Raw genomic sequence first — 21,028 nt, 5'->3', positions numbered from 1 at the left:
GAACAGGCGCACGATGAACAGCACCGGCATGGTCGACAGCGTCAGCAGGCCGAGCCGGAAATCAAGCCAGAGCAGGACGCTGACGATGCCGAACAGCAGCACGATGTCGCCGACCGACATGACCGAGGTCTCGAGGAACTCCTGCATCGAGTTGACGTCGCCCTGCAGACGCGACATCAGCCGCCCGACCTCGGTCTTGTCCATGAAGCTCAGCGAGACACGCTGCAGGTGGCTGAACATGGCGCGGCGCAGATCGGAGAGCACGTTTTCGGCCACTTTGCCGACGACGCTTTCCTGCACATAGCTGGCGGCATAGTTGATCAGGATGATGACGGCGAAAGTGATGATCGCGGCGATCATCACCGACTGGTCGAGCTTGCCTGCCGTCATGCCGTGGTCGATGGCGTAGCGGATGACCAGCGGGATCGCCAGTTGCGTCAGCGTGAACACCAGCACTGCGGCGACCGAGATGAAGATCCGGCTCTGATATGGTTTCACGAAGCTCCAGATGCGCCTGACGATGCGCGGGTCGTAGGCTTTGCCGAAAACCTCTTCGTCGTCGCGGTGCGAGCCTACGACCGCCTTCGTCGGCCGGCCGCTGGTGTCTTCCTTGTCGTCGTCGATGTGTTTCGACATCACGCGGCTCTATCTCTTTAGTTTTGACGTAATTCCCAAGGGAAAGCGCTACGCGCTTTTCCCGGGAAAACCGGTTTCCACTTTTCCTGGAATTGCTCCCGAGGGTCGGTCCTCGTCGGGCCGCAATTGCAGGTCGTAAAGCGCGCGATAGCGTCCATCTTGCGCCAGCAGCTCCTCATGCGTGCCGCGCTCGACGATCCGGCCGACTTCGACGAACAGGATCTGGTCGGCATGCATCAGCGAACTCAGCCGGTGCGAGATGATCAGCGTGACGCGATCCTTGGCGAAGCGCTTCATGGCCGCCCGGATGCGCTGCTCGGTGCCGGCGTCGATGGCCGCGGTTGAATCGTCGAAGACCAGAACCGATGGCCGCAGCATCAGACTGCGCGCAATGGTCAGGCGCTGCCGCTGGCCGCCGGAAAGCGATGCGCCGCGTTCGCCGACGACCGTGGTGTAACCGGCTGGGAGGCCCATGATGTAGTTGCGCAGCTGCGCGTACTCGGCGGCCTGCCCGATGCGGGTCTCGCGCGCCCAGGGATTGCCATAGGCGATGTTGTTCTCGATTGAGGTGGTGAACAGGAACGCATCCTGCTGCACGACGCCGACCGCCTTGCGCAGCGATTTCAGCGTCACCGCACGGATGTCCTGGCCGTCGATGGTGATCGCGCCCGAAGTGACGTCGTAGAAGCGCGGGATCAGGTGCGCGATGGTCGACTTGCCGCTGCCTGGCGGGCCGACGATGCCGATGGTCTCGCCGGACCGGGCCTTGAAGGAGATGCCCGACAGCGTCGGGCGGTCGCCTGCGCCCTCATAGCGGAAGCCGACATTGTCGAAGCGCAGCACGCCGTCGGTGACGACGAGGTCCGTGGCATCGGGCGCGTCCTCGATATCGAGTTCGGCGTCGAGCAGTTCGAACAGGCGGGTGCCGCAGGTCGAGGCGCGCGCGAAGGAATTGACCATCAGCCCGAGCTGGCGCACCGGCATCTGCAGGATGGTCATGAAGGTGAGGAACTGGGCGAGCGTTCCGACGCTGATCTGGCCTGCGATCACCTTCTGGCCGCCGAACCAGAGCACCAGTCCCATGGCGGCCAGGAACGAGAAGTTCATGGCGCTGGTGTTTGAGACGCGGATGTCGACGCGCTGATTGGCAAGCTCCAGCGCCGACTTTTTGGCGCGGTCGAATTTTTCCAGCTCATGCCGCTGTGCTGCAAAGGCCCGCACGACGCGGATGCCGCCGAGATTCTCGTCCATCACCCGGCTCAGCACGGAAAGGCGCTCCTGCAGCGTCAGCCAGGTGCTGCGCAACGCCAGCTGGGTGACCGAGGATCGCCAGGCGACGAACGGCACAAAACTCAGGCTCAAGAGCCCGAGCACGAGATCGGTGCTGATCAGGAGATAGGCGCCGACGCCGATCAGCACGCCGAGCAGAACAACGCGCAGGATGCCGGTGGAAAAGAACATGCGCACGCCGTCGAGATCGAGCAGGCCGAGCGTGATCAAATCGCCGGTGTGTACCCTGTCGTGGTAGGCGAAGCTCAGGCGCTGGATCTTCTCATAGAAAGCCAGCCGCAGTTCATAGCCGGTGCGATGGCCGACGGCCTCGCCATAGTAGTTCTGCGCCATAGTGAAGAGACCGCGCAGGATCGAGACGACAAGCAGCGTCAGCGCCGTGTTCCACAGCGCCTGTTCCGCCGCGGCCCCGGCACCCGCGGCCATGACGCCCTGCGCCTGGTCGATGGCGCGTCCCAGCAGGCGTGGAATGAAAAGCTGCAAAGTCGCGGCAATGAAGGTCGAGACGATGGTGATGGCGACCTGCCAGGGATGGCGCAACGTCATGCGCACGATGCGGAGCAAGGTGCTGAGGCCCTTGCCCCAGGAGGCTTCCGCCACATGGGCAAACGATTTGCCGCGCTCCGGCGCGCCGCCGATTGCTTGCGTGTTCAAGGAAAATATCCAAACCAATCCGGAGGTTAGCCCGGACTAATAAAGCAGACTCAATCCAGATGGCGCGATGTTACGCGCGTCCGAGTTGACGCTTCAAGAGCCAATTCCGGTATCGCACTGTGCCTGAACGGAAAGCGAGCATGCGACTGCAACCCGGCTGGCACCAGCGGCGGGATCCTGCCGATCTTGCCGAAGGGCGTTGGCCGGACGAGGCCAGCATCCGGCTGTATGCAAGCGACGGCCGGACGGCGTGCGACCTTCCATCCGGCCGGAATGCGGTCTGCTAGAGCCGGATGATTTCAGGTCTGTTCGACCTGAAATCTGAATCCGTCTCTAAATCAAAGAGATAGAGCATGATGTCGTCCGAAAACCGCTTCACACTTTTCGGCATCATGCTCTAGGCAGGTATCAAGACGGCGATACGATGCACGCCGACCTCCTTGCTTGTGTTCGTGGCCTCGTCGGTCTTGCCTTTGGCGCAGGTGTACATGTCACCCGTCTTGAGCTTGAATTCCTTGTCTGCCTTCTTGATCGTGAATGCGCCTGAAGTAATGGTGCAGACCATGTCATTGTCCATCACCATCTGAGGCGCGTGTGCAGCGGGCTGAAACACCACGTCGACAATTGCGATGCTCTTGTAGGCGGGAATGTCGGAGTTGCCGGTGCTGACCTCAACCACCCTGACACCGGGCGCAATCTCCTTGCCTTCCTTCGGGCCATATTTCTTGGCCTTCGCGGACGCCACCAAGGTGAACAAAGGCGTTATCGCAGCAGCCGTCATACCGATAGCAATTGCAGACCTGCGATTCATGGTTCTCATTGCATCCTCCACATGTTCGTCACGAACGAATGTGCATGACCGCTGTATATTAGCACAAACGAATGTAATTGTATGCGAGGAAGCGCCCAACCCCAGCATGGCCGCGTGAACTTGGCGGCAGCCGTCAGAGGGGTTCCATACATCGACGATCTGCTTGCCGCAAAAACCCCGCCGCGGCGGACCTTCGGACTGCCGTTGAGTCGCTCAAAAACCCTGGCCGTGCCGCCAGCAGGCAATCCGGTGGCCGGCCGCGACCTCTATGACGGGCGGCTCGGCCTTTCGGCAGCCGGGCAGGACCAGGGGGCAGCGATCGACGAAGGCGCATCCGGTGTTCGGGATGCCGGTGGCCTCGATCTCGGCTGGAGCGGATAGTTTCGGCTCGGCCTCATCGGAAGATGCCGCCAGAAGCAGGGCTGTGTAGGGGTGGTTGGGGCCGCGAAAAATCTGGTCGGATGAACCGGTTTCGACCAGGTGTCCGCGATAGAGCACGCCGATCCTGTCGGCCATGTAGCGCACCACCCTGAGGTCGTGGCTGATGAAAAGGTAGGTCGTGTCCTTGTCGCGCTGCAGGTCGTTGAGCAGGTTGAGAACGGTCGCCTGGACGGAGACGTCGAGTGCCGAGGTCGGTTCATCGAGCACCACAACCTTCGGAACGCCGGCGAAGGCGCGCGCGATCGCCGCCCGTTGCCGCTGGCCGCCGGATAGCGATCGCGACTTCTGCTCGGCGGTAGTGCCGGCGAGGCGAACCGAGGCCAGCAGGTCGCTGACGCGGGCTCTCACCTCGCTGCGGCGCAGGCCGGTGAGCCGGCGCAGCGGGCGGCCGAGGATGCGGCCAATCCGCTGGCGCGGGTTGAGCGTGCGATCCGGCGACTGGAAGACCATCTGCACGTCGCGGCGTTCGGCAAGGTTTCTCTTCTCGACGCGCGGCGCGACCGTCCTGCCGAACAGTTCGACCCATCCGGCGTCCGGTGTCTGCAGGCCGGTGACGATGCGTGCCAAGGTCGATTTGCCGGAACCGGACTCGCCGATCAGCCCGAAGGTTTCACCCTGGCCGACGTCGAGATCGATGCCGCGCAGCACTGGCTGGCTGCCGAAGGCATGGCTGATGCCTTTGCAGGCGATCGCGATCCGGCGTTTCTTTGGCGCGCCGGCGTCTTCGCTTTGGGCTCTTGGGTGCGCTGGCAGCCCGTCCGTCTCCGCCAGTCTTCCGTCCCGCTTCGTGTAGTTGAGCGCCGGGATCGAGGCGATGAGCGCCTTGGTGTAGGCGTGAGAGGGGTTGTCGAAGACATCGCCCGCAACGCCGCTTTCGACCACGGTTCCCGCCTGCATCACCGCCACCCGGTCGCAAGAGCGGCGGATCATGTTGATGTCGTGGCTGATCAGCAGGATTGAGGTTTTGTGATCCTTGCGCAGGTCATGCAGGATGGCAATGATCTCGGACTGAACGCTGGCGTCGAGTGCCGTCGTCGGTTCGTCCAGCACCAGGAGCGACGGATCAAGCGCAATCGCAATGGCGATGTTGGCGCGCTGCTGCATGCCACCGGACAGTTCGTGCGGATAGAGCCCCAGCACACGCTCCGGATGGCTGACGCGGACACGGCCCAGCAGTTCGGCGGCCCGTTCGCGCGCCTCGTCGAGGCGAAGCCGGCGGTGCCGCATGATCGTCTCGGTGATCTGCCGGCCGATCGTCATGCTTGGATTGAGCGCCGCGCCCGGATGCTGGTAGACGGCGGCGATGTGATTTCCCCTGAGCCGGCGCAGTTGCTCGGCGGAGAGATCGCGGATTTCGCGGCCCTGGAATTCCAGCGCCGACGCAGCGATCTGGGCGTTTTTCGGCAGATAGCGCAGGATGGCGAGCGCCACCGAGCTTTTGCCTGATCCCGACTCGCCGACCAGACCGAGCGCCTCGCCTTCGCCGATGTGCAGCGACACGCCGCTGACAGCGGGATGCGATCCCTTGCGCCCGTCATAGGCCACGGACAGCTGGTCTACGTTCAGAACCGAGGAGGACATGGGGACTTGAAACCACTTTCTTCCAGCGCCGCCATCGAGGGCAATCGCTTCCGCTTTCGCAATGCATTATCTCTATAAAATTACTCGGATTAAGCCGAAGCGCAATCTACCTTTCTCGGATCAGCAGAGATTGTTGCCGCTTGCGCAAGCAGCGCGACGGTCTCCGGAGGCAGATCTGGAAGGAGGCCGGCATGGCTCGAGACCACATGATCCTCAGCGCATTTTTCTTCAACCCGCAGGGCGATCATCGGATGTCGTGGCGCCATCCGCGGGCGCCGGGCCGCGAGGTGCTGGATTTCGAATTCTACCGCGATCTCGTGCAGGCGGCCGAACGCGCCAGGATCGACACCATCTTCGTCGCCGACCACGTGTCGATCTGGGATTCGGTCAAGAGCGGCGTCGCCCACTACGCCAATGCCCGCCTCGAACCGTTGACGCTGCTGTCGGCGCTGGCCGGCGTGACCAAGCACATCGGCCTGATCACCACGGCGTCGAGTTCCTACAGCGAGCCCTACAACGTGGCGCGCATGTTCGCCTCGCTCGACCATATCAGCAAGGGCAGGGCGTCGTGGAACGTCGTCACCTCGGCCATGGACGAGGAGGCGCGCAATTTCGGCCGCGACGGCAACATCGAACATGCGTTCCGCTATGAGCGCGCGGCCGAATTCCTCGATATCGTCAAGGCGCTCTGGGACAGCTGGGAAGACGAGGCGTTGCTGATCGACAAGGCGTCAGGCTATTTCGCCGACCCCGACAAGGTCCATCCCATCGATCACAAGGGCAAGCATTTCAAGGTGCGCGGCCCGCTCAACGTCTCGCGGCCGCCGCAAGGCCATCCGCTGATCGTCCAGGCCGGCTCGTCCGAGGACGGCAAGAACTTCGCCGCCGCCCAGGCCGATGCGCACTTCGCCATCTACAGCACCAAGGACGATGGCATCAAATACCGTCAGGATATCAACGAGCGGCTGGCCCGCCACGGCAGGCGACCGGAGAGCTTCAAGATCCTGCCCGGCATCCTGCCGATCGTGGCGGCTTCCGAAGCCGAAGGCCGGGAAAAGCAGGAATACCTGCAGACCTTGCTGCCCGACCAGGTCGGCATCGACCTTCTGTCGAGTTGGAGCGGGTTGGACCTGTCGCTGTTCCCGCCGGACGGGCCATTGCCGCCGCTGCCGGACGAGAGCACGTTCAACGGCGGACGCACCTCGCTCAACCGGGTCAAGCAGTGGGCGAAGCAGAATCTCAGCCTGCGCGAGATCGCCCGCAAGCTCGCCAACAGCGGTTCGGTGCCGACGGTCGCCGGCACGCCGGTACAGATCGCCGACCAGTTGCAGGACTGGTTCGTTTCGGGTGCCGCCGACGGCTTCAACCTGATGTTCCCGCTGCTGCCGGAGGACTGGGTGAACTTCGCCGAACAGGTGGTGCCGGAGCTGCAGCGGCGCGGCGTATTCCCCCTCGAATACGCGCCGGGAACGCTGCGTGACCGCTTCGGCTTGGCGCGGCCCGCCAACCGCTTCGCCGAACAGCGCGACAACACGCGCGCCGTGTCCTGACCGGGAGAACGATCATGACCGTTGCGCCAAGATTGCAGCCCCGCGAAGCCACCGCGCCACAGCTCGTCAATGTCCTGCACAGCCCCAAGCGCGTGCGCGTCAAATTCGGCGGCCGCACCGTCGCCGACAGCCGCAACGTGCTGGTGCTGCGTTCCAACCATTTCCTGCCGATCTATTTCTTCCCGCCGTCAGCGGTCGACCCGTCGGTGCTGAAGCCGTCGCTGCATCGCGAGCCGCACCCTGTCGGTGGCGAGACCGCCTATTGGGATATCGACAGCGGCGACCGGCGCAGTGCCAACGCGGCGTGGTCGTTCGTCTCGCCGCCGGATGAAAACCTGTTGCCGCTGGCCGGCCGCATCGCCTTCACCTGGAAGGCCGTCGACCAATGGTTCGAGGAGGAAGAGGAAGTCTTCGTCCATGCCCGCGACCCCTATGCACGCATCGATGTGCTGCAAAGCTCAAGCCATGTGCAGATCTGGTTTGACGGCGAGCCGATCGCCGACAGCCACCGCCCGGTGCTGCTGTTCGAGACGCATCTGCCGACCCGTTTCTATCTGCCCGCGGAAGACATCAATCTGGAGCGGTTGACGGCCTCGGCCACCACGACGCGATGTCCCTACAAGGGCATCGCCTCCTACTGGTCGGGCCTGCTGAGCGACGGAACAGTGCGTCCGGACATCGCCTGGAGCTACCGGGACCCAATCGCGGAGATGCCGAAGATCAAAGGGCTCATCGCCTTCTATCCGCAGGCTGTCGACCGTATCCACCTCGACGGCGAACCCGTCGCATAGCTTTTCCATCTTCATTTCAGAGCAGGGGTTCAACATGACCAAACGCAGAGATATCGACGCAGTTCGTAACCTGTCGGGGGACATCTGGAATGTCGCCGTCGACGAATATCAGGGCGGCTTTCTCAAGCGCCGCGATTTCCTGAAATACGCAGCATTGCTCGGCCTGACCGGCTTTGCCGCCTCGCAGGGGCTAGGAGGCGCACGCGCTGGAGCCGCAGCAGGCGGCACGGTGCGTGTCGGGCTCGGCCAGCCGACCAAGGCGATCGATCCGGTTTCGGTCACCGATCCGGCCAGCATCGGGGTGATCAGTCAGGTCGGTGAGTATCTGATCCTCGACGATCCGAAGGACGGTCTGCAGCCGAAGCTCGCTCTGTCCTGGGAGGCCGACGAGACGGCCAGCCGCTGGACCTTCAAATTGCGGCCAGGGGTGAAATTCCATGATGGCCGCGCGGTCACCGCCAAAGACGTTGTGGCGAGCTTCGAGCGGCTGGTCGACCCGGCCAGCGGCTCGTCGGCTCTGTCGGCCTACAAGGGTATCCTGTCCAAGGGCGGCGCCAAGCTGGTCGACGACGAGACGGTCGCCTTCGATCTCGACGGCCCGAACAGCAACTTCCCCTTCTATGTCTCCTCCGACGTCTACAACGCCGTCATCCTGCCGGCCGACTATGCCGGCGATTTCGAGAAGAATTTCAACGGCACGGGTCCGTTCAAGCTGGAATCCTTCCGCCCCAAGCAAGGCGCCAGCTTCGTGCGCAACGAGGATTACTGGGGCGACAAGGCGCTGCCCGACCGGGTCGAGATCAAGTTCTTCGACGACGAGCAGGCGCAGGTGCTGGCGCTGCAGGCCGGCCAGCTCGACGTCATCCCGAGCACGACGCGGCTGGAACTGGCGATCGAGGGCAATCCCAACTTCAAGCTGCTCAGCGTGCAGGCAAGCTCGCATGACCAGGTGCATCTCAGAACCGACCAGGCGCCGTTCACCGACAAGCGCATCCGCCGCGCGCTGGCGCTCACCATCGACCGCGAGGCGGTGGTCAAGGGCCTGCTGAAGGGCCGTGCCATCGTCGGCAACGACACCCCGTTCGCGCCGATCTTCCCTTCGGCCGATCCATCGGTGCCGCAGCGCAAGCAAGACATTGCCGAGGCCCAGCGCCTGCTTGGCGAGGCGGGCGTGCCGAACGGCTTCGAGGTGACGCTGACCACCGAACGCGCCTATGACATTCCCGACTATGCGGTGATCATCCAGAACTTCGCAAAGAAGGCCGGCATCGACATCAAACTCAACGTCCTGCCGCAGGACGCCTATTACGGCTCGGCGACCTTCGGCAGCTCGCCCTGGCTGGATTCGGTGCTCGGCATCACCGATTACGGCCATCGCGGCACGCCCGACATCTTCCTCAACGCGACGCTGAAGAGTTCGGGCGCCTGGAACGCGGCGCATTTCAACAACCCGGCCTATGATGCGCTGCTGCTCGACTACTCGAAGGCGCGCGACCTGCAGGCACAGCGCCTCGTTGCCGGCAAGATCCAGACCTTGCTGCTCGACGAGACGCCGGCGATCATCAGCTACTTCTCGCAATACAGCCGCATCGTCAGCTCCAAGGTCGAGGGCGTGCGCTTCACCGCGATTTCGCATCTGCTGCTCGATCGCGTTTCCTTCGTCCAGGCATGATCGCGACATGCTGACCGGTCGCATTCTGTCAGCGCGTGTGGGCACACTTGTCCTTACGCTGTGGCTGGTCAGCATTCTGGTGTTCTTCGCCGGGCAGGTCCTGCCCGGCGATGTCGGCCGTGTCATGCTCGGGCCTTTTGCCGATGCGCAAGCGGTGGCGGAACTGAACAAGCGGCTGGGCGCCGACCAGCCGGTTCTCGTCCAGTACTGGCTCTGGTTCAGCAAGGCGGTGACCGGCGATTTCGGCACCTCGCTGTCGATGCGTGGGCCGGTGGCGCCCTTCGTGCTGGAAAGCCTCAAGCGCTCCGCGGCCCTTGCCGGCATTATTCTGCTCTTCCTCGTTCCGCTGGGCGTTGGTGCCGGCGTCATCGCCGGTCTCAATGCCGGTCGCCTCATCGACCGGCTGATCGTGATGGCGGGCGTCTCCTTCGGCATTGTGCCTGATTTCGTTTCCGGCCTGATGCTGCTCATCATTTTCGGCCTGTGGCTGAACTGGTTCCCGATCTCCGGCGTTGCGCCCGATGGCGCGGGCTTCTGGACGCATGGCTATTATCTGATCCTGCCGGCGCTGCCGCTGGTGCTGAACCTTTCCGGCTACATCGCCCGGATGACGCGGGCAGGCGTGATCGAGGCGATCGCCGCTGACTACACGCGCACCGCCGTCCTGAAAGGGCTCGAGCGGCGCGAGATCATCTTTCGGCACGTGCTGCGCAATGCGCTGACGCCGACCGTCGCGGTGCTGGCGACGCAGACCGGATACATGCTTGGCGGGCTGGTGGTGATCGAGGCTTTGTTCGGCATCCAGGGGCTTGGCAATCTGGTTCTGAACGCGGCCAAGGCCCGCGATTTCCCGATGCTCGAGGCCGGCGTATTGGTGATGGCGGCAATCTTCGTGCTGTCGGCGGCGGCCGGCGACCTCTTGCTGGCGCTGCTCGATCCGCGACAACGCCGCCGGACCTCGCCATGACGGATCTGGCCGAGTTTCCCGCACCGGGGCGCGTTGTGGCCGGCTTTCCGGCAGTGCGCCGGATCCGCAGTGCTTTCGCCGGTTTGCCGCCGTCGGTCGTGGTCGGATCGCTGCTGCTGCTGTTCTGGGTCGTGTGCGCGCTGTTCGGCAATCTCTTCGTTCCATACGACCCCTATGCCGAGGATTTCCTGGCGATGCTGACGCCGCCCGATGCGCTGCACTGGTTCGGGACCGATCAACTCGGCCGCGACGTGCTGTCCCGCATCATCATCGGATCGCGCGACATCCTGCTGGTTGCGCCGCTGGCGACGCTGGCCGGCGTTGCCGCCGGCAGCATCATCGGCCTGGTGCTCGGCTATTTCGACGGCCTCACCGATGCCATCGGCGCGCGGCTGCTCGATACGCTGATGGCGTTTCCGTTCATCGTTCTCGTCACCATGACGCTGGTGGCGATCGGCCCGTCGAACCTGACCGTCATCCTGGTGATCGGCATCGCCTACGCGCCGCTGGTGGCGCGCACCGTTCGCGCCGCCGTGCGCGAGCAGAAAGAGCGCGACTATGTCAGCGCCGCGCGGCTCGGCGGCGAGGGCGCGCTCGCCATCATGTTCCTGGAGATCCTGCCCAACATCAGGGAAACGATCCTTATCGAACTCGTCACAAGGCTGGGCTACGCGTTCTTTTCGATCGCGACGCTGAGCTTTCTCGGCCTCGGCATCCAGCCGCCATCGGCCGACTGGGGACTGGCCGTCGCCGACGGCTATGGCTTCCTGACAGGCGGCAAATGGTGGGTCGTCGTCTTCAATTCCGCGGCAATCGTCTCGCTGGTGATGGCGACCAATCTGATCGCACAAGGCATCGGCGCCTTCGAGAATAGCGATGCATGAGCCTTGATCGGGCGCGTCGAAAAATCTCTTTTGCATTGAAGCCTGACGCGCATCCTTATATCGCATGGCTATGAAGAAAATCGGTTTCCTGTCGTTCGGGCACTGGACGCCCTCGTCGCAATCGCAAGTACGCTCGGCTTCGGACGCGCTTTTGCAATCCATCGAGCTGGCCGTCGCCGCCGAGCAGCTCGGCGCGGACGGGGCCTATTTCCGCGTGCATCATTTCGCCCGCCAGCTCGCGTCGCCGTTCCCGCTGCTGGCGGCGGTCGGCGCGAAGACCAGCCGCATCGAGATTGGCACCGCCGTCATCGACATGCGCTATGAGAATCCGCTCTACATGGCGGAAGATGCCGGTGCTGCGGACATTATCGCCGGCGGGCGCCTGCAGCTCGGCATCAGCCGTGGCTCGCCCGAGCAGGTGATCGATGGCTGGCGTCATTTCGGCTACGCGCCGCCGGAAGGCAAAAGCGACGCCGACATGGCGCGGCATCATGCCGAGGTCTTCCTCGAGACTCTGCGCGGCGAGGGGTTCGCCCAGCCCAATCCTCGGCCGATGTTCCCCAATCCGCCCGGCCTCTTGCGCCTCGAGCCGCATTCGGAGGGTTTACGCGAGCGGATCTGGTGGGGTGCGGCTACCAACGCTACGTCGGAATGGGCGGCCAAGCTCGGCATGAACCTGCAGAGTTCGACGCTCAAATTCGACGAGAGCGGCAAGCCGTTCCACATCCAGCAGGCCGAACAGATCCGCATCTATCGCGAGGCCTGGAAGGCGGCCGGCCACAGTCGCGAGCCGCGCGTCTCGGTCAGCCGCAGCATCTTTGCGCTGGTCGACGATCGCGACCGCGGCTATTTCGGTCGCGGCAACGAGAGCCGCGACCAGATCGGCTTCATCGAGGGAAACACCAAGGCGATCTTCGGGCGCAGCTACGCGGCCGAGCCGGATGTGCTGATCAAGGAATTGGCGCAGGACGAGGCGATCGCCGAGGCCGACACGCTGCTGCTCACCGTTCCGAACCAGCTCGGCGTCGACTACAATGCGCATGTCATCGAGGCGATCCTGACCCATGTCGCTCCGGCGCTGGGCTGGCGCTGACGCCGGATCGATCAGGGTCGAGTTTTCCAGGGAGGTACACAATGCCAAAGAAGGCCTTGATCGCCTGGGGCGGCTGGGAGGGCCATACGCCGGAGCAGAGCGCGAAGATCGTTCGCACCTTGCTTGAGCGAAACGGCTTCGACGTCACGCTGGGTGAGGGTACAGCGATGTTCGCTGATCCGGAGCTTGCTTCCTTCGATCTCATCGTGCCTGTCATCACGATGTCGACGATCGAAAAGGCCGAGCTGCAGAACCTGACGCTTGCCGTTCGCCAGGGCAGCGGCCTCGGCGGCTTCCATGGCACGATGGGCGACAGTTTCCGCAACGAGCCCGACTATCAGTTCATGACCGGCGGCCAATGGGTGGCGCATCCCGGCAATATCATCGACTATCACGTCGCCATCACCCGGCCGGACGATCCGATCACAAAAGGCATCAGCGATTTCGCCTACCGGTCGGAGCAATACTACATGCATGTCGACCCAAGCAACGAGGTGCTGGCGACCACCACCTTCACCGACGCGCATTTTCCGGGGATAGGCGGCGTCGTCATGCCGGTCGTCTGGAAACGGCGCTATGGAGCGGGGAAGGTTTTCTACAGTTCCCTTGGTCACACGTCGGATGAGTTCGCGGTGCCGGAAATGGCGCTGATGGTGGAGCGGGGTTTGCTTTGGGCGGCGCGGGGGTAGAAGCAGGCGAAGTGGGTTGAATTCACAGGGCATCCATGGAGATATCAAATGAGTGATTTCGAGTGGTCCGGATCCGAAAAGAAGCTCGCGCGCCATGCCTTCGATACCGCTCTTGAGGCGGCGCTCGCAAAGACGATGGCCGACTTCAAAAGCAAGGCGAGTGCGGTGACGCAGCCCTCCGAGATGTGGGTGCTCGAAGGCTATTTGCGTGAACAGCGACGGGAAATCGATCGCACGTTCGACTATCGCTATTCGCAGCTTCTCTTCGTGTTCGCGTAGCTTATTCGAGCAGGATATCTCGATGAAAAGCTGCTTGCCGGTCTGTCGCAAGACAAATTGAACGCCATTCGGCGGGACCTTGCCTTTGCGGCGGGACGCTCGGCCAGCGGATGACGACGGGAGGGAGTGCGGCCGCGTCCCAATCCCTGCCATGCTGGAAAAGCGGCCGTTGTCGTACTACCATCCCGTCGCATGGCGAGGGGGATGAGATGGACCATCAGCGTACAGTTTTTCTGATCGGCGCAGGTTCCGTTGGTGACGACGAGCAAGCCGTGTTCACGCTGCACGTGAACGGCGCTGCCTGCAATCTGAAATGCAGTTATCGGGACAAGGTGATCGAGGCAGAAGAGGAAGACTTTTTCGAGGCTCTGTTCCAAATCCGTCAGGCACTCGAAGTCGATGGCCTGCTACCCTTCTGTTAGGGAGCAAGCGCCAATGTTTATCCGGAAAATACCGTGATGGAGAAAAGTCGCGGATTGATAGCCTGCAAGGTGAAGACGGGGCAATTTCCGCAAGAGAGCGATCTGGTCGACATATTGATGATGGCGTCGACGTGGTTCCGGTTTTCGTCCATATGCAGGAATTTTGGGAAGAATGGCTGACTTCGCTGCCTTCCTAGCGGCTGGCGTTCATCCAATCCCTCCGGTTACCAGATAGGCGCCGGCGCTGCGCCCATCCTCCAGCCGCACAATAGCCGTCACGATCGAGCCATACGAGCCACGCCAGACGCTGTGGAACCGCTGGTGCTCTGCGGCCGGAATGAGGGCATGCCCGATGAAGCGCGCACCGCTTCGCTGCAGCACGACGACCTCTCCGTTGACATGCACCTGGATGTTGGCCGTTTCGGCGGCCTCGCCGGGCAGGTCGAGCGTGATGACGATCTCGTCCTGATCGCCGGAAGGCCGCGTCTCGGCGGCAAGCGTGATGGCGAACGCTGGCGCCTTGCTGTCGCCGGCTCGGGCGGGGCGGCCTGAAAACACATCGTCGGCAAGTTCCGGCGTGCGGGGCGGGCTGGTGCGGCGCTGCGTGGCACGTTCGAAATCGCCGGCCATGCGCAGCAGCCTTTCGTCGTCGTAGGCCTTGCCGGCGAAGGTGAGGCCTACCGGCATGCCGATATCGGCCATGGTTCCCATCGGCACGGTGACGGTGGGGATGCCGAAATGGCGCCAGACCAGATTGCCGTTGGCGACCCAGGTGCCGTTGCGCCAGGCAAGGGCGGCGGACGCCTCGTCGATGTCTGCATCGGCCGGTCCGACATCGGCGGCGGCGGGCAGCACCACGGCGTCGATGCCTTGCGCGTCCAGCCAGTCCTCGAAATCGATCCGCCTTGTCGCTTCGAGGCCCTTCAGGCCTTCTTCAATCGTCGGGATTTCCGTGACGGGCGTGACGCCGGACCGTGCCCGCTCGACATATTCCCTCAGATCGAAGCCGCCCTCATAGCGGTCGGGCAGCGTGCCCGGCGGCTGCGGGAAGATATTTGGGCCGTCGACCGAGACGAGATCGGGCAAGGCCGGGTCGGCATTGGCGCGCAAAAAGTCGTCCCAGCCCCAGATGCAGAGATCCCAGAGTTCGCGCTCGGCGAACTCTGGGGGCATCAGCCCGCGCTCGACCATGCTGCGCGCGCCGGGGCGGTCGTGCTCATAGTTGGAGACGACGGGGAAATCGACCTCGACCACCTCAGCGCCAAGCCGCTTCAGATCGGCCGCTGCCCGCTCCCATAGGGCAAGCACCGAGGCGCGGGTTTCGATCGGCGCATCGGCCTCGCTGTCCCTGCCGATATACATTCTGGGCACGCCCAGCCGCTTGCCTTTCAACGAACCCGCCAGTGCGAGATCGGTATAGCGGGGCGGCCGTACATCGGCGCTTTTCGGCAGCTTGACCCAGGGCTGCGCGCGCCAGAAATCGCCTCGGGTCTCGGGATCGTCGGCGACGATGATGTCAAGCAATTCGAGCATGTCGGGCATTGTCCGCGCGTGCGGCACCACGACATCCATGGTCGGCACCAGGGGCCAGTTGCCGCGCACCGAAATGACGCCGCGCGACGGCGTGTAGGCGACCAGCGCATTGTTGGTGGCCGGCGCGCGGCCGGACGACCAGGTTTCCTCGCCAAGCCCGAAGGCGCAGAAGCTGGCCGCTGTCGCCGTGCCGGAGCCATTGGACGAGCCCGACGCGAAGGCGGCGGCGAGGTAGTCGCCATTGTACGGACTTTCGGCGCGGCCATAGACGCCGCGCTGCATGCCGCCATTGGCCATCGGCGGCATATTGGTCAGCCCGATCAGCACGGCGCCACCGGCGCGCAGCCGGGCGATGGTGAAGGCATCCTCATTGGCAATGAGATGCTCGAAGGCTGGCGAGCCGGCGGCGACCGTCTGGCCTGATACCTTGTAGCTGTCCTTGGCGGTGTAGGGGATGCCGTCGAGTGGCCCGAGCACGGTACCATTGCGACGGCGCCGGTCGGAAGCGGCGGCCTCCTCAAACATGTCAGGGTTGAGCACGGGAACGGCATTGAGGCTGACGCCGTGCCGGTCGAAATGCGCGATGCGCCTCAGATACGCCCCGACCAGTTCGACGCTGGTGACGGTGCCGTCATCGAGCGCGCGGCGCAATTGGTCGATCGTCGCTTCGACGAGATGAAGGTCGGTCATCACAGGTCCCACATTTCCACGCGCCATGGATGAGCGAGGCCGCCTGCTTCGGCAAGAGCCTATCGCGGTCCTCGTTGGAACTTTTGTCCGGCTGGCGGTTTTGGATGTATGGTGTGATTCCGGAATGGCCAGGAGGGTATTGGCGATGACCACGAAATCCGTTGCGATCCTAGCTCTCGCTGTCGCCATGGGCTCAAGCGTTTTCGCCCCGGCCTTGGCTGGCGACCGGCATCACGACCGCCGGGTCCACTCCGAACGCTACGTTCCCGCCGAAGGCGATCTCATCGACATCCTGTTCGGCGGCCCGCGCTACTACGATCAGCAGTTGGTGACGACGGCGGCCGGCGCCTGCTCCTACCATCGCGTCGGAACGGACGCGAATGCGGTGAACAAGATCAACGACCATCACTGTGGGAAGTAGGCAGCAGGCAGCGCCTCAGAGCCCGCCACTCTCTCTCATCCGCTCGATGATTTCGGCCATCAGCGCCAGGTCGCGACGGGAATCGGCGAGGTCGGTGAGCGGCTTCGTGCCTTCGGTGATGTGGCGGTGGAAAATTTCCAGTTCATTCGAGAAGGCGTCGCCATAGAGCGGGCCGAAGGTCTTCGTCACCGGGCCAAGCGGGCCGGCATCGGTGACTTGCAGACGGGTCGGCAGGCTGCGGATGTAGGGCGTGTCGTAGAGGATGCGCACGCGCCTGGTGTTGGAGCGCACCTCGATCATGGCGTCGAACAGGCCGAGATCGTCGACCACGGCGTCATAGAGGCAAGCGAAATGGCCGTAGTCGAAGGTGACTGATGTGTTGGCGCCGCCATTGGTGCGGTGCGCGGCCAGCACGCGCGCCGGCTCGCCGATCAGCCCGCGCATCGCCGAAATGTGGTGCGAGGAAAGCGCCGTCAGCCCGCGATAGGCGCGCACCAGGTCGGCCGGCGCATCGGCGCCGACGACTTCGCGGATCAGCGCGTCGCGCTCCTTGGCGCCACGCGCCAGCAGGGCGGGGTCTATGTCGTTGGGATAGAGGACGTTCCGGCTCTTCTTGAGGAAATGCCGGCCCTCCGAGATCAGGTCGAAGATGCGGACATGGGTGATGTCGGCGAAGGCCGGCAGCTCATCCCTGGCGGCCAGATAGGCCGGCGCGTAGCGGCGCATATAGCCGACGAACAGGGTCTTGTCGTAGCCCGGCATCAGCGCCAGCAGATCGTCGATCTCACGCACCGTCAGACAGGCGGGCTTTTCCAGCAGGATGTGTTTGTTGGCTTTGATCGCCGCATGCACGAAGCGGCTGTGGGTGTCGTCGGATGACAGCACGAAGACCGCGTCGATGTCGGGGGAACTGATCAGCGCCTCGGCCGTTTCGAAGGCTTTTGCCGTCGCATATTCGGAGGTGACGAGCGACACCAGGCTGGGCGAGACGTCGTACACGCCCGCGATCACCCAGCGCTCGCGCTGATCGCTCAGCACCGGCAGATGGATCGACTGCGCGACCTCTCCAAGACCTACAAGTCCGACACGAATTGGTGCCACCGGCAAACTCCTTTTGATTTCAAGTCTGATGCTGCAGGACTATGCCGCGCCGGTGACCAGCGCGACGAGCTCGTTGCCTGATGTTTCGGAAGCGCGCACGGTCGCTGCCATCTTTCCCGCCCGCATCACCCAGATCTGGTCGGACAGGCGGCAGACCTGATCGAAATTGTGGCTGACCAGGATGACTGAGACCGACTGCTCGCGCAGGCGCCGGATCAGCGCCTCGACATTGGCCGTTTCCTGCACGCCGAGCGCTGCTGTCGGTTCGTCCATTACCACCAGCTTGGCGCCGGAGCCGACAGCGCGGCAGATCGAGATCGCCTGCCGCTGGCCGCCCGACAGGCGTCGCACGCGCTGGTTGATCGACGGCACGTTGATCGACAGCCGCGACAGCATTGAGCGGGCCTCGCGTTTCATCGCCTTGCGGTCGAGGAAAGCGAACGGGCCGATGCGGCGCACGATCTCGCGGTTGAGGAACAGGTTCTGCGCGACCGTCAGTTCGTCGATCAGCGCCAGGTTCTGGTGCACGGTCTCGACGCCGGCCTTGCGCGCCTCGTCGGGGTTGGCGAAGGGCCGCGCGCGGCCGTCGAAGAACAGATTGCCGGCGTCGGGCTGATGCACGCCGACGAGGCTGCGGATCAGCGTCGACTTGCCGGCGCCATTGTCGCCGATGACGGCGGTGACCTCGCCACGACGAGCCTGGAAGGCGACGTCGGTGAAGGCGCGGATGCCGCCGAAATGCTTGCTCAGCCCTTCGCAGGCAATGATCGCCTCAGCGGCGGGGATGTGATGGGGCGCGCTCATTTCTGATACCGCATGATCAGCGCCGCCAGCACCACGATGGCGCCCACGGCAAGCGGTTGGTAGAATGCCGACACGTTGAGCAAGGTCAGGCCGTTGACGAGTGCGGTAAGCATCAGCGCGCCGATCGCCGGTCCCAGAATGCTGGCGCGGCCGCCGAACAGGCTGACGCCGCCCAGCACCACCGCCGCCACCGAATTGAGCAGCAGGCTGGTGTTGATCTGCGGTTCGGCCGAGCCGATGCGGGCGACCAGGAGAATAGCCGCGATGCCGGCGCAGAGACCGGAAATCGTATAGGCGGCGATCTTGACCCGGTTGGTGCGGATGCCGAGCGCGCCGGCGCTTTCGGCCTGGCCGCCGGTCGCCAGCAAATGCACGCCGAAGCGTGTGTGGTAGAGCGCGATATGGGCGACGATGACGGCTGCGATCGCTACCCAGACCGGATAACCGAACGGTCCGAACGAGCCGGAAGCGAGCTTGAGCAGGAAGGTCGAGCCGACCATGGTCGGTTCACCGCCCGACAGGATGAGGCCAAGGCCAGTGATGCCCGACAGCGTGCCGAGCGTCACCACGAAGTCGGGGATCTTGCCTGCCGTGATGATAAGCCCGTTGAGGAAGCCAACGGCGCTGGTGGCGAGAACCGCGAGCACGCAGGCGACGAAGATGCCGTAGCCGGCGGCATTGACGAGGCCGAGGATGATGGCGCCGAGCATGACGGCTGCCGCCAGCGACAGGTCGATGCCCGAGGTGGCGATGACGAAGGTCTGGCCGATCGACAGCACGACCAGGATCGCCGCCGCCAGCAGCAGCGCCTGCAGATTGGCGACGCTGAGAAAGACCGGCTGGGCGACGCCGAAGACGATGACAAGGCCGACCAGGCCGACGACGGATGCCCAGTCGGCCCAGAAGGAGGGATCGAGGAGGAGAGCCGCCAGGGAGGGACGGCTCTCCTCCGCACCCGCCGAATGGGCGGCGGGCGCGTTGTCTGCAGGTGTGCTCACTTCAGCATCTCGCGGAAGGGATCGGGATAGTCGCCGCCCGGACGCGGAAAATTCTTCAGCGACGCTTCGGCATTATCCTTGTTGATCAACAGCACAGGTGCCGGCACGTTGGCCGGCAGTTCCTTGCCCTTGGCCGCGATAGCGCAGGCTTCGAGGCCCATGGCGCCGACGACATAGGGGTATTGGGCGACGGTGGCGGTGAGTTCGCCTGATGCGATCGACTTCAGGGCATCGACAATGCCGTCGAGGCCGATCACCTTGACGTCCTTGCCCGATGTCCGCACGGCGCGCTCGACGCCGAGCGCCATGATGTCGTTGGCAGCGAAGAAGCCGGCGAGATCCGGGTGCGCGGCGAGGATATCGGTAGCGGCGGTCAAGGCTTTTTCGCGATCCCAGTCAGCGCTGACCATCACCACGATTTCGAGTTTACCTTCCACCGCCTGTTTGAAGCCCTTGATGCGGGCGTTGGAGCCGACATCGCCGACGATGCCGGCGACCAGCGCGACCTTGGAACCTTTCGGCACCAGCTTCAGCATCTCTTCGCCGGCCAGCGCGCCTGCGGCGACATTGTCGGTGCCGATATAGGTCGAGACGGCAAAGCCGGCGGCCTTGGCCTGCTCGGGGTCGATGGTCGAGTCGATGTTGACGATCGGTTTCTTCTTCTGGGCGACCGGCACCAGCGCCTGGACGAGATTGGAGACGCTGATCGGGTTGACCAGGTAGCAATCGAAATCCTGCATGGCCATGGCGGTCAGGCGGTCGGCCTGGCCGGTGGCGTCACCCATGTTGGCGGCGGCCTGGACGCTGACATTGACGCCGTTGGCCTTGGCCTGCTCCTCGATGCCCTTCTGCATGGTCTGGAAGAACGGGTTGTCGAGGCCTTTGACGATGGCCGCGACTTTCGCCGCGTCCTCGGCGTGGGCGGGCGCTGAGACGATGGTTGCAAGCATGCCGGCGCCAAGCAGGCTCGTGCCGAGTTTCAGGCAATTGAACACGCGCATGGTTTTCCTCCTCCTGATTGTTTTATGGGCTGCATCAATGTCGCTGTCCGGCGACTGCAATGTCCGACCGCGCGCAAGGCCAGCCCGATGCCCGGCGCGATGGTTCGCCAACAGGTTGCTGCCCGCTTTGGGATGTGCGGACTGCAGCCCGGTTCGGGCGCTTCTCGATGTCAGGCATTGCTCCTCCCAGAGCGCCGGCCGATGCCATGCCGGCGTTTGCGCATGTTTTATAAAAAATTGACACGCGTCAAGATTTAAAATGTGCGTACCGATTTTGACTGTGCGTCCTGCGGGCATGACTGTGCTGCCGGCATGCGCTACAACCAAGGCGCGAAAAAAGTGCCGGCCTCAGGGAACCACTTGGGGGATGTCCGCGTTGGTCGCGACTTTTGTGCAGAGGGAGGTTTCGGGTGGGGCGTTTCGAAATCGTGGAAGAGCCAACGGGTACGTTTTCGATTTTCGACACAATTACGGAATTGCCGGCAACGGCCGAAGGGGGCGTGTGCATTGGGCTTTATCGGCACGAAGTGCCGCTGGCGCTGCTTGCAGCGGTTGAAACGGTCCAGCCCGGCCCTTTTTCGCTGCTGTCCTCATTGTCGGTGTTGAATGACTGGCGGGCCCATCGAGACGGTCTGTTGGCATGAGCAAAGCTGCCCGATGTCGCATCAAAAATCATACCGTATGGGAAATCACGCCCTGTTGTCGAAAGCGGCGGTGAGG

The 21,028-nt window shown here is 63.7% G+C and carries 20 protein-coding genes; 11 read left to right on the top strand and 9 right to left on the bottom strand.

The features are described from left to right. From EN943_RS05795 to EN943_RS05780, 4 genes are all read right to left on the bottom strand, one after another. Positions 1-636: ABC transporter transmembrane domain-containing protein (locus EN943_RS05795; protein ID WP_245475602.1), on the bottom strand; the 636-nt coding region annotated here is incomplete at its 3' end. Between the two features lie 48 nt (positions 637-684). Next, positions 685-2,580, bottom strand: coding sequence for an ABC transporter ATP-binding protein (locus EN943_RS05790; protein ID WP_127411863.1), 1,896 nt, complete (start codon positions 2,578-2,580; stop codon positions 685-687). A gap of 397 nt (positions 2,581-2,977) precedes the next feature. Next, positions 2,978-3,400, bottom strand: a complete 423-nt coding sequence (locus EN943_RS05785; RefSeq protein WP_127411862.1) for a hypothetical protein — start codon at positions 3,398-3,400, stop codon at positions 2,978-2,980. Positions 3,401-3,604: 204 nt separating this feature from the next. Next, complete coding sequence (locus tag EN943_RS05780; RefSeq protein WP_127411861.1) at positions 3,605-5,413, bottom strand: ABC transporter ATP-binding protein; 1,809 nt, start codon at positions 5,411-5,413, stop codon at positions 3,605-3,607. Between the two features lie 191 nt (positions 5,414-5,604). Between EN943_RS05780 and EN943_RS05775 the strand changes: the two genes are divergently transcribed. The 9 genes from EN943_RS05775 to EN943_RS38220 all read left to right on the top strand — a co-directional run bounded on the left by EN943_RS05775 (position 5,605) and on the right by EN943_RS38220 (position 13,760). Beyond that, the gene (locus tag EN943_RS05775; RefSeq protein ID WP_127411860.1) at positions 5,605-6,963 is read left to right on the top strand and encodes an LLM class flavin-dependent oxidoreductase; all 1,359 of its coding nucleotides are present in this window, start codon (positions 5,605-5,607) and stop codon (positions 6,961-6,963) included. A 14-nt stretch (positions 6,964-6,977) separates the two neighbouring features. After that, positions 6,978-7,754 carry a DUF427 domain-containing protein gene (locus EN943_RS05770; RefSeq protein ID WP_127411859.1) on the top strand — a complete coding sequence of 259 codons (777 nt, stop codon included), beginning with the start codon at positions 6,978-6,980 and terminating at the stop codon, positions 7,752-7,754. A 34-nt stretch (positions 7,755-7,788) separates the two neighbouring features. Then, complete coding sequence (locus tag EN943_RS05765; protein ID WP_127411858.1) at positions 7,789-9,426, top strand: ABC transporter substrate-binding protein; 1,638 nt, start codon at positions 7,789-7,791, stop codon at positions 9,424-9,426. A gap of 7 nt (positions 9,427-9,433) precedes the next feature. After that, positions 9,434-10,393, top strand: coding sequence for an ABC transporter permease (locus EN943_RS05760; protein ID WP_127411857.1), 960 nt, complete (start codon positions 9,434-9,436; stop codon positions 10,391-10,393). Next, the gene (locus EN943_RS05755; protein ID WP_127411856.1) at positions 10,390-11,277 is read left to right on the top strand and encodes an ABC transporter permease; all 888 of its coding nucleotides are present in this window, start codon (positions 10,390-10,392) and stop codon (positions 11,275-11,277) included. The genes EN943_RS05760 and EN943_RS05755 overlap by 4 nt, the downstream gene beginning before the upstream one ends. Before the next feature lie 70 nt (positions 11,278-11,347). After that, a complete protein-coding gene (locus EN943_RS05750) occupies positions 11,348-12,370 on the top strand; it encodes an LLM class flavin-dependent oxidoreductase (protein ID WP_164778086.1) in 1,023 nt (340 codons plus the stop codon). Between the two features lie 41 nt (positions 12,371-12,411). After that, positions 12,412-13,059 (top strand): ThuA domain-containing protein, encoded by a 648-nt coding sequence (locus EN943_RS05745; protein ID WP_127411854.1) that lies wholly within the window; start codon positions 12,412-12,414, stop codon positions 13,057-13,059. Positions 13,060-13,107: 48 nt separating this feature from the next. Continuing rightward, entirely contained in the window at positions 13,108-13,338 is a 231-nt protein-coding gene (locus EN943_RS05740) for a hypothetical protein (RefSeq protein ID WP_245475591.1), read from the top strand. A 209-nt stretch (positions 13,339-13,547) separates the two neighbouring features. Next, complete coding sequence (locus tag EN943_RS38220) at positions 13,548-13,760, top strand: hypothetical protein (RefSeq protein WP_245475589.1); 213 nt, start codon at positions 13,548-13,550, stop codon at positions 13,758-13,760. A gap of 207 nt (positions 13,761-13,967) precedes the next feature. Here the strand turns inward: EN943_RS38220 and EN943_RS05730 are convergent, their stop codons facing one another. After that, positions 13,968-15,983 carry an amidase gene (locus EN943_RS05730; RefSeq protein WP_127411853.1) on the bottom strand — a complete coding sequence of 672 codons (2,016 nt, stop codon included), beginning with the start codon at positions 15,981-15,983 and terminating at the stop codon, positions 13,968-13,970. A 145-nt stretch (positions 15,984-16,128) separates the two neighbouring features. Between EN943_RS05730 and EN943_RS05725 the strand changes: the two genes are divergently transcribed. Beyond that, entirely contained in the window at positions 16,129-16,404 is a 276-nt protein-coding gene (locus EN943_RS05725) for a hypothetical protein (protein ID WP_127411852.1), read from the top strand. A gap of 15 nt (positions 16,405-16,419) precedes the next feature. Here EN943_RS05725 and EN943_RS05720 read toward each other — a convergent pair whose 3' ends face one another. From EN943_RS05720 to EN943_RS05705, 4 genes are read right to left on the bottom strand one after another with little or no spacing between them, the layout of a single operon-like run. Then, a complete protein-coding gene (locus EN943_RS05720; protein ID WP_127411851.1) occupies positions 16,420-17,505 on the bottom strand; it encodes a Gfo/Idh/MocA family oxidoreductase in 1,086 nt (361 codons plus the stop codon). Between the two features lie 39 nt (positions 17,506-17,544). Then, on the bottom strand, positions 17,545-18,309 hold the full coding sequence (locus tag EN943_RS05715; RefSeq protein WP_127411850.1) for an ATP-binding cassette domain-containing protein: 765 nt from the start codon (positions 18,307-18,309) through the stop codon (positions 17,545-17,547). Beyond that, positions 18,306-19,307 (bottom strand): ABC transporter permease, encoded by a 1,002-nt coding sequence (locus EN943_RS05710; protein WP_127411849.1) that lies wholly within the window; start codon positions 19,305-19,307, stop codon positions 18,306-18,308. The genes EN943_RS05715 and EN943_RS05710 overlap by 4 nt, the downstream gene beginning before the upstream one ends. Continuing rightward, positions 19,304-20,308 (bottom strand): substrate-binding domain-containing protein, encoded by a 1,005-nt coding sequence (locus EN943_RS05705; protein ID WP_127411848.1) that lies wholly within the window; start codon positions 20,306-20,308, stop codon positions 19,304-19,306. The genes EN943_RS05710 and EN943_RS05705 overlap by 4 nt, the downstream gene beginning before the upstream one ends. Positions 20,309-20,718: 410 nt before the next feature. On the opposite strand from EN943_RS05705, the gene EN943_RS05700 reads away from it, so the two are divergent. Beyond that, positions 20,719-20,952, top strand: coding sequence for a hypothetical protein (locus EN943_RS05700; RefSeq protein ID WP_127411847.1), 234 nt, complete (start codon positions 20,719-20,721; stop codon positions 20,950-20,952). Positions 20,953-21,028: the final 76 nt, after the last annotated feature.

The sequence above is a fragment of the Mesorhizobium sp. M7A.F.Ca.US.006.01.1.1 genome (genome assembly GCF_003997935.1).
Lineage (GTDB): Bacteria > Pseudomonadota > Alphaproteobacteria > Rhizobiales > Rhizobiaceae > Mesorhizobium.
Note: the sequence above shows the minus strand (reverse complement) of the source record. Positions and strands in the feature narration are given on the sequence as shown.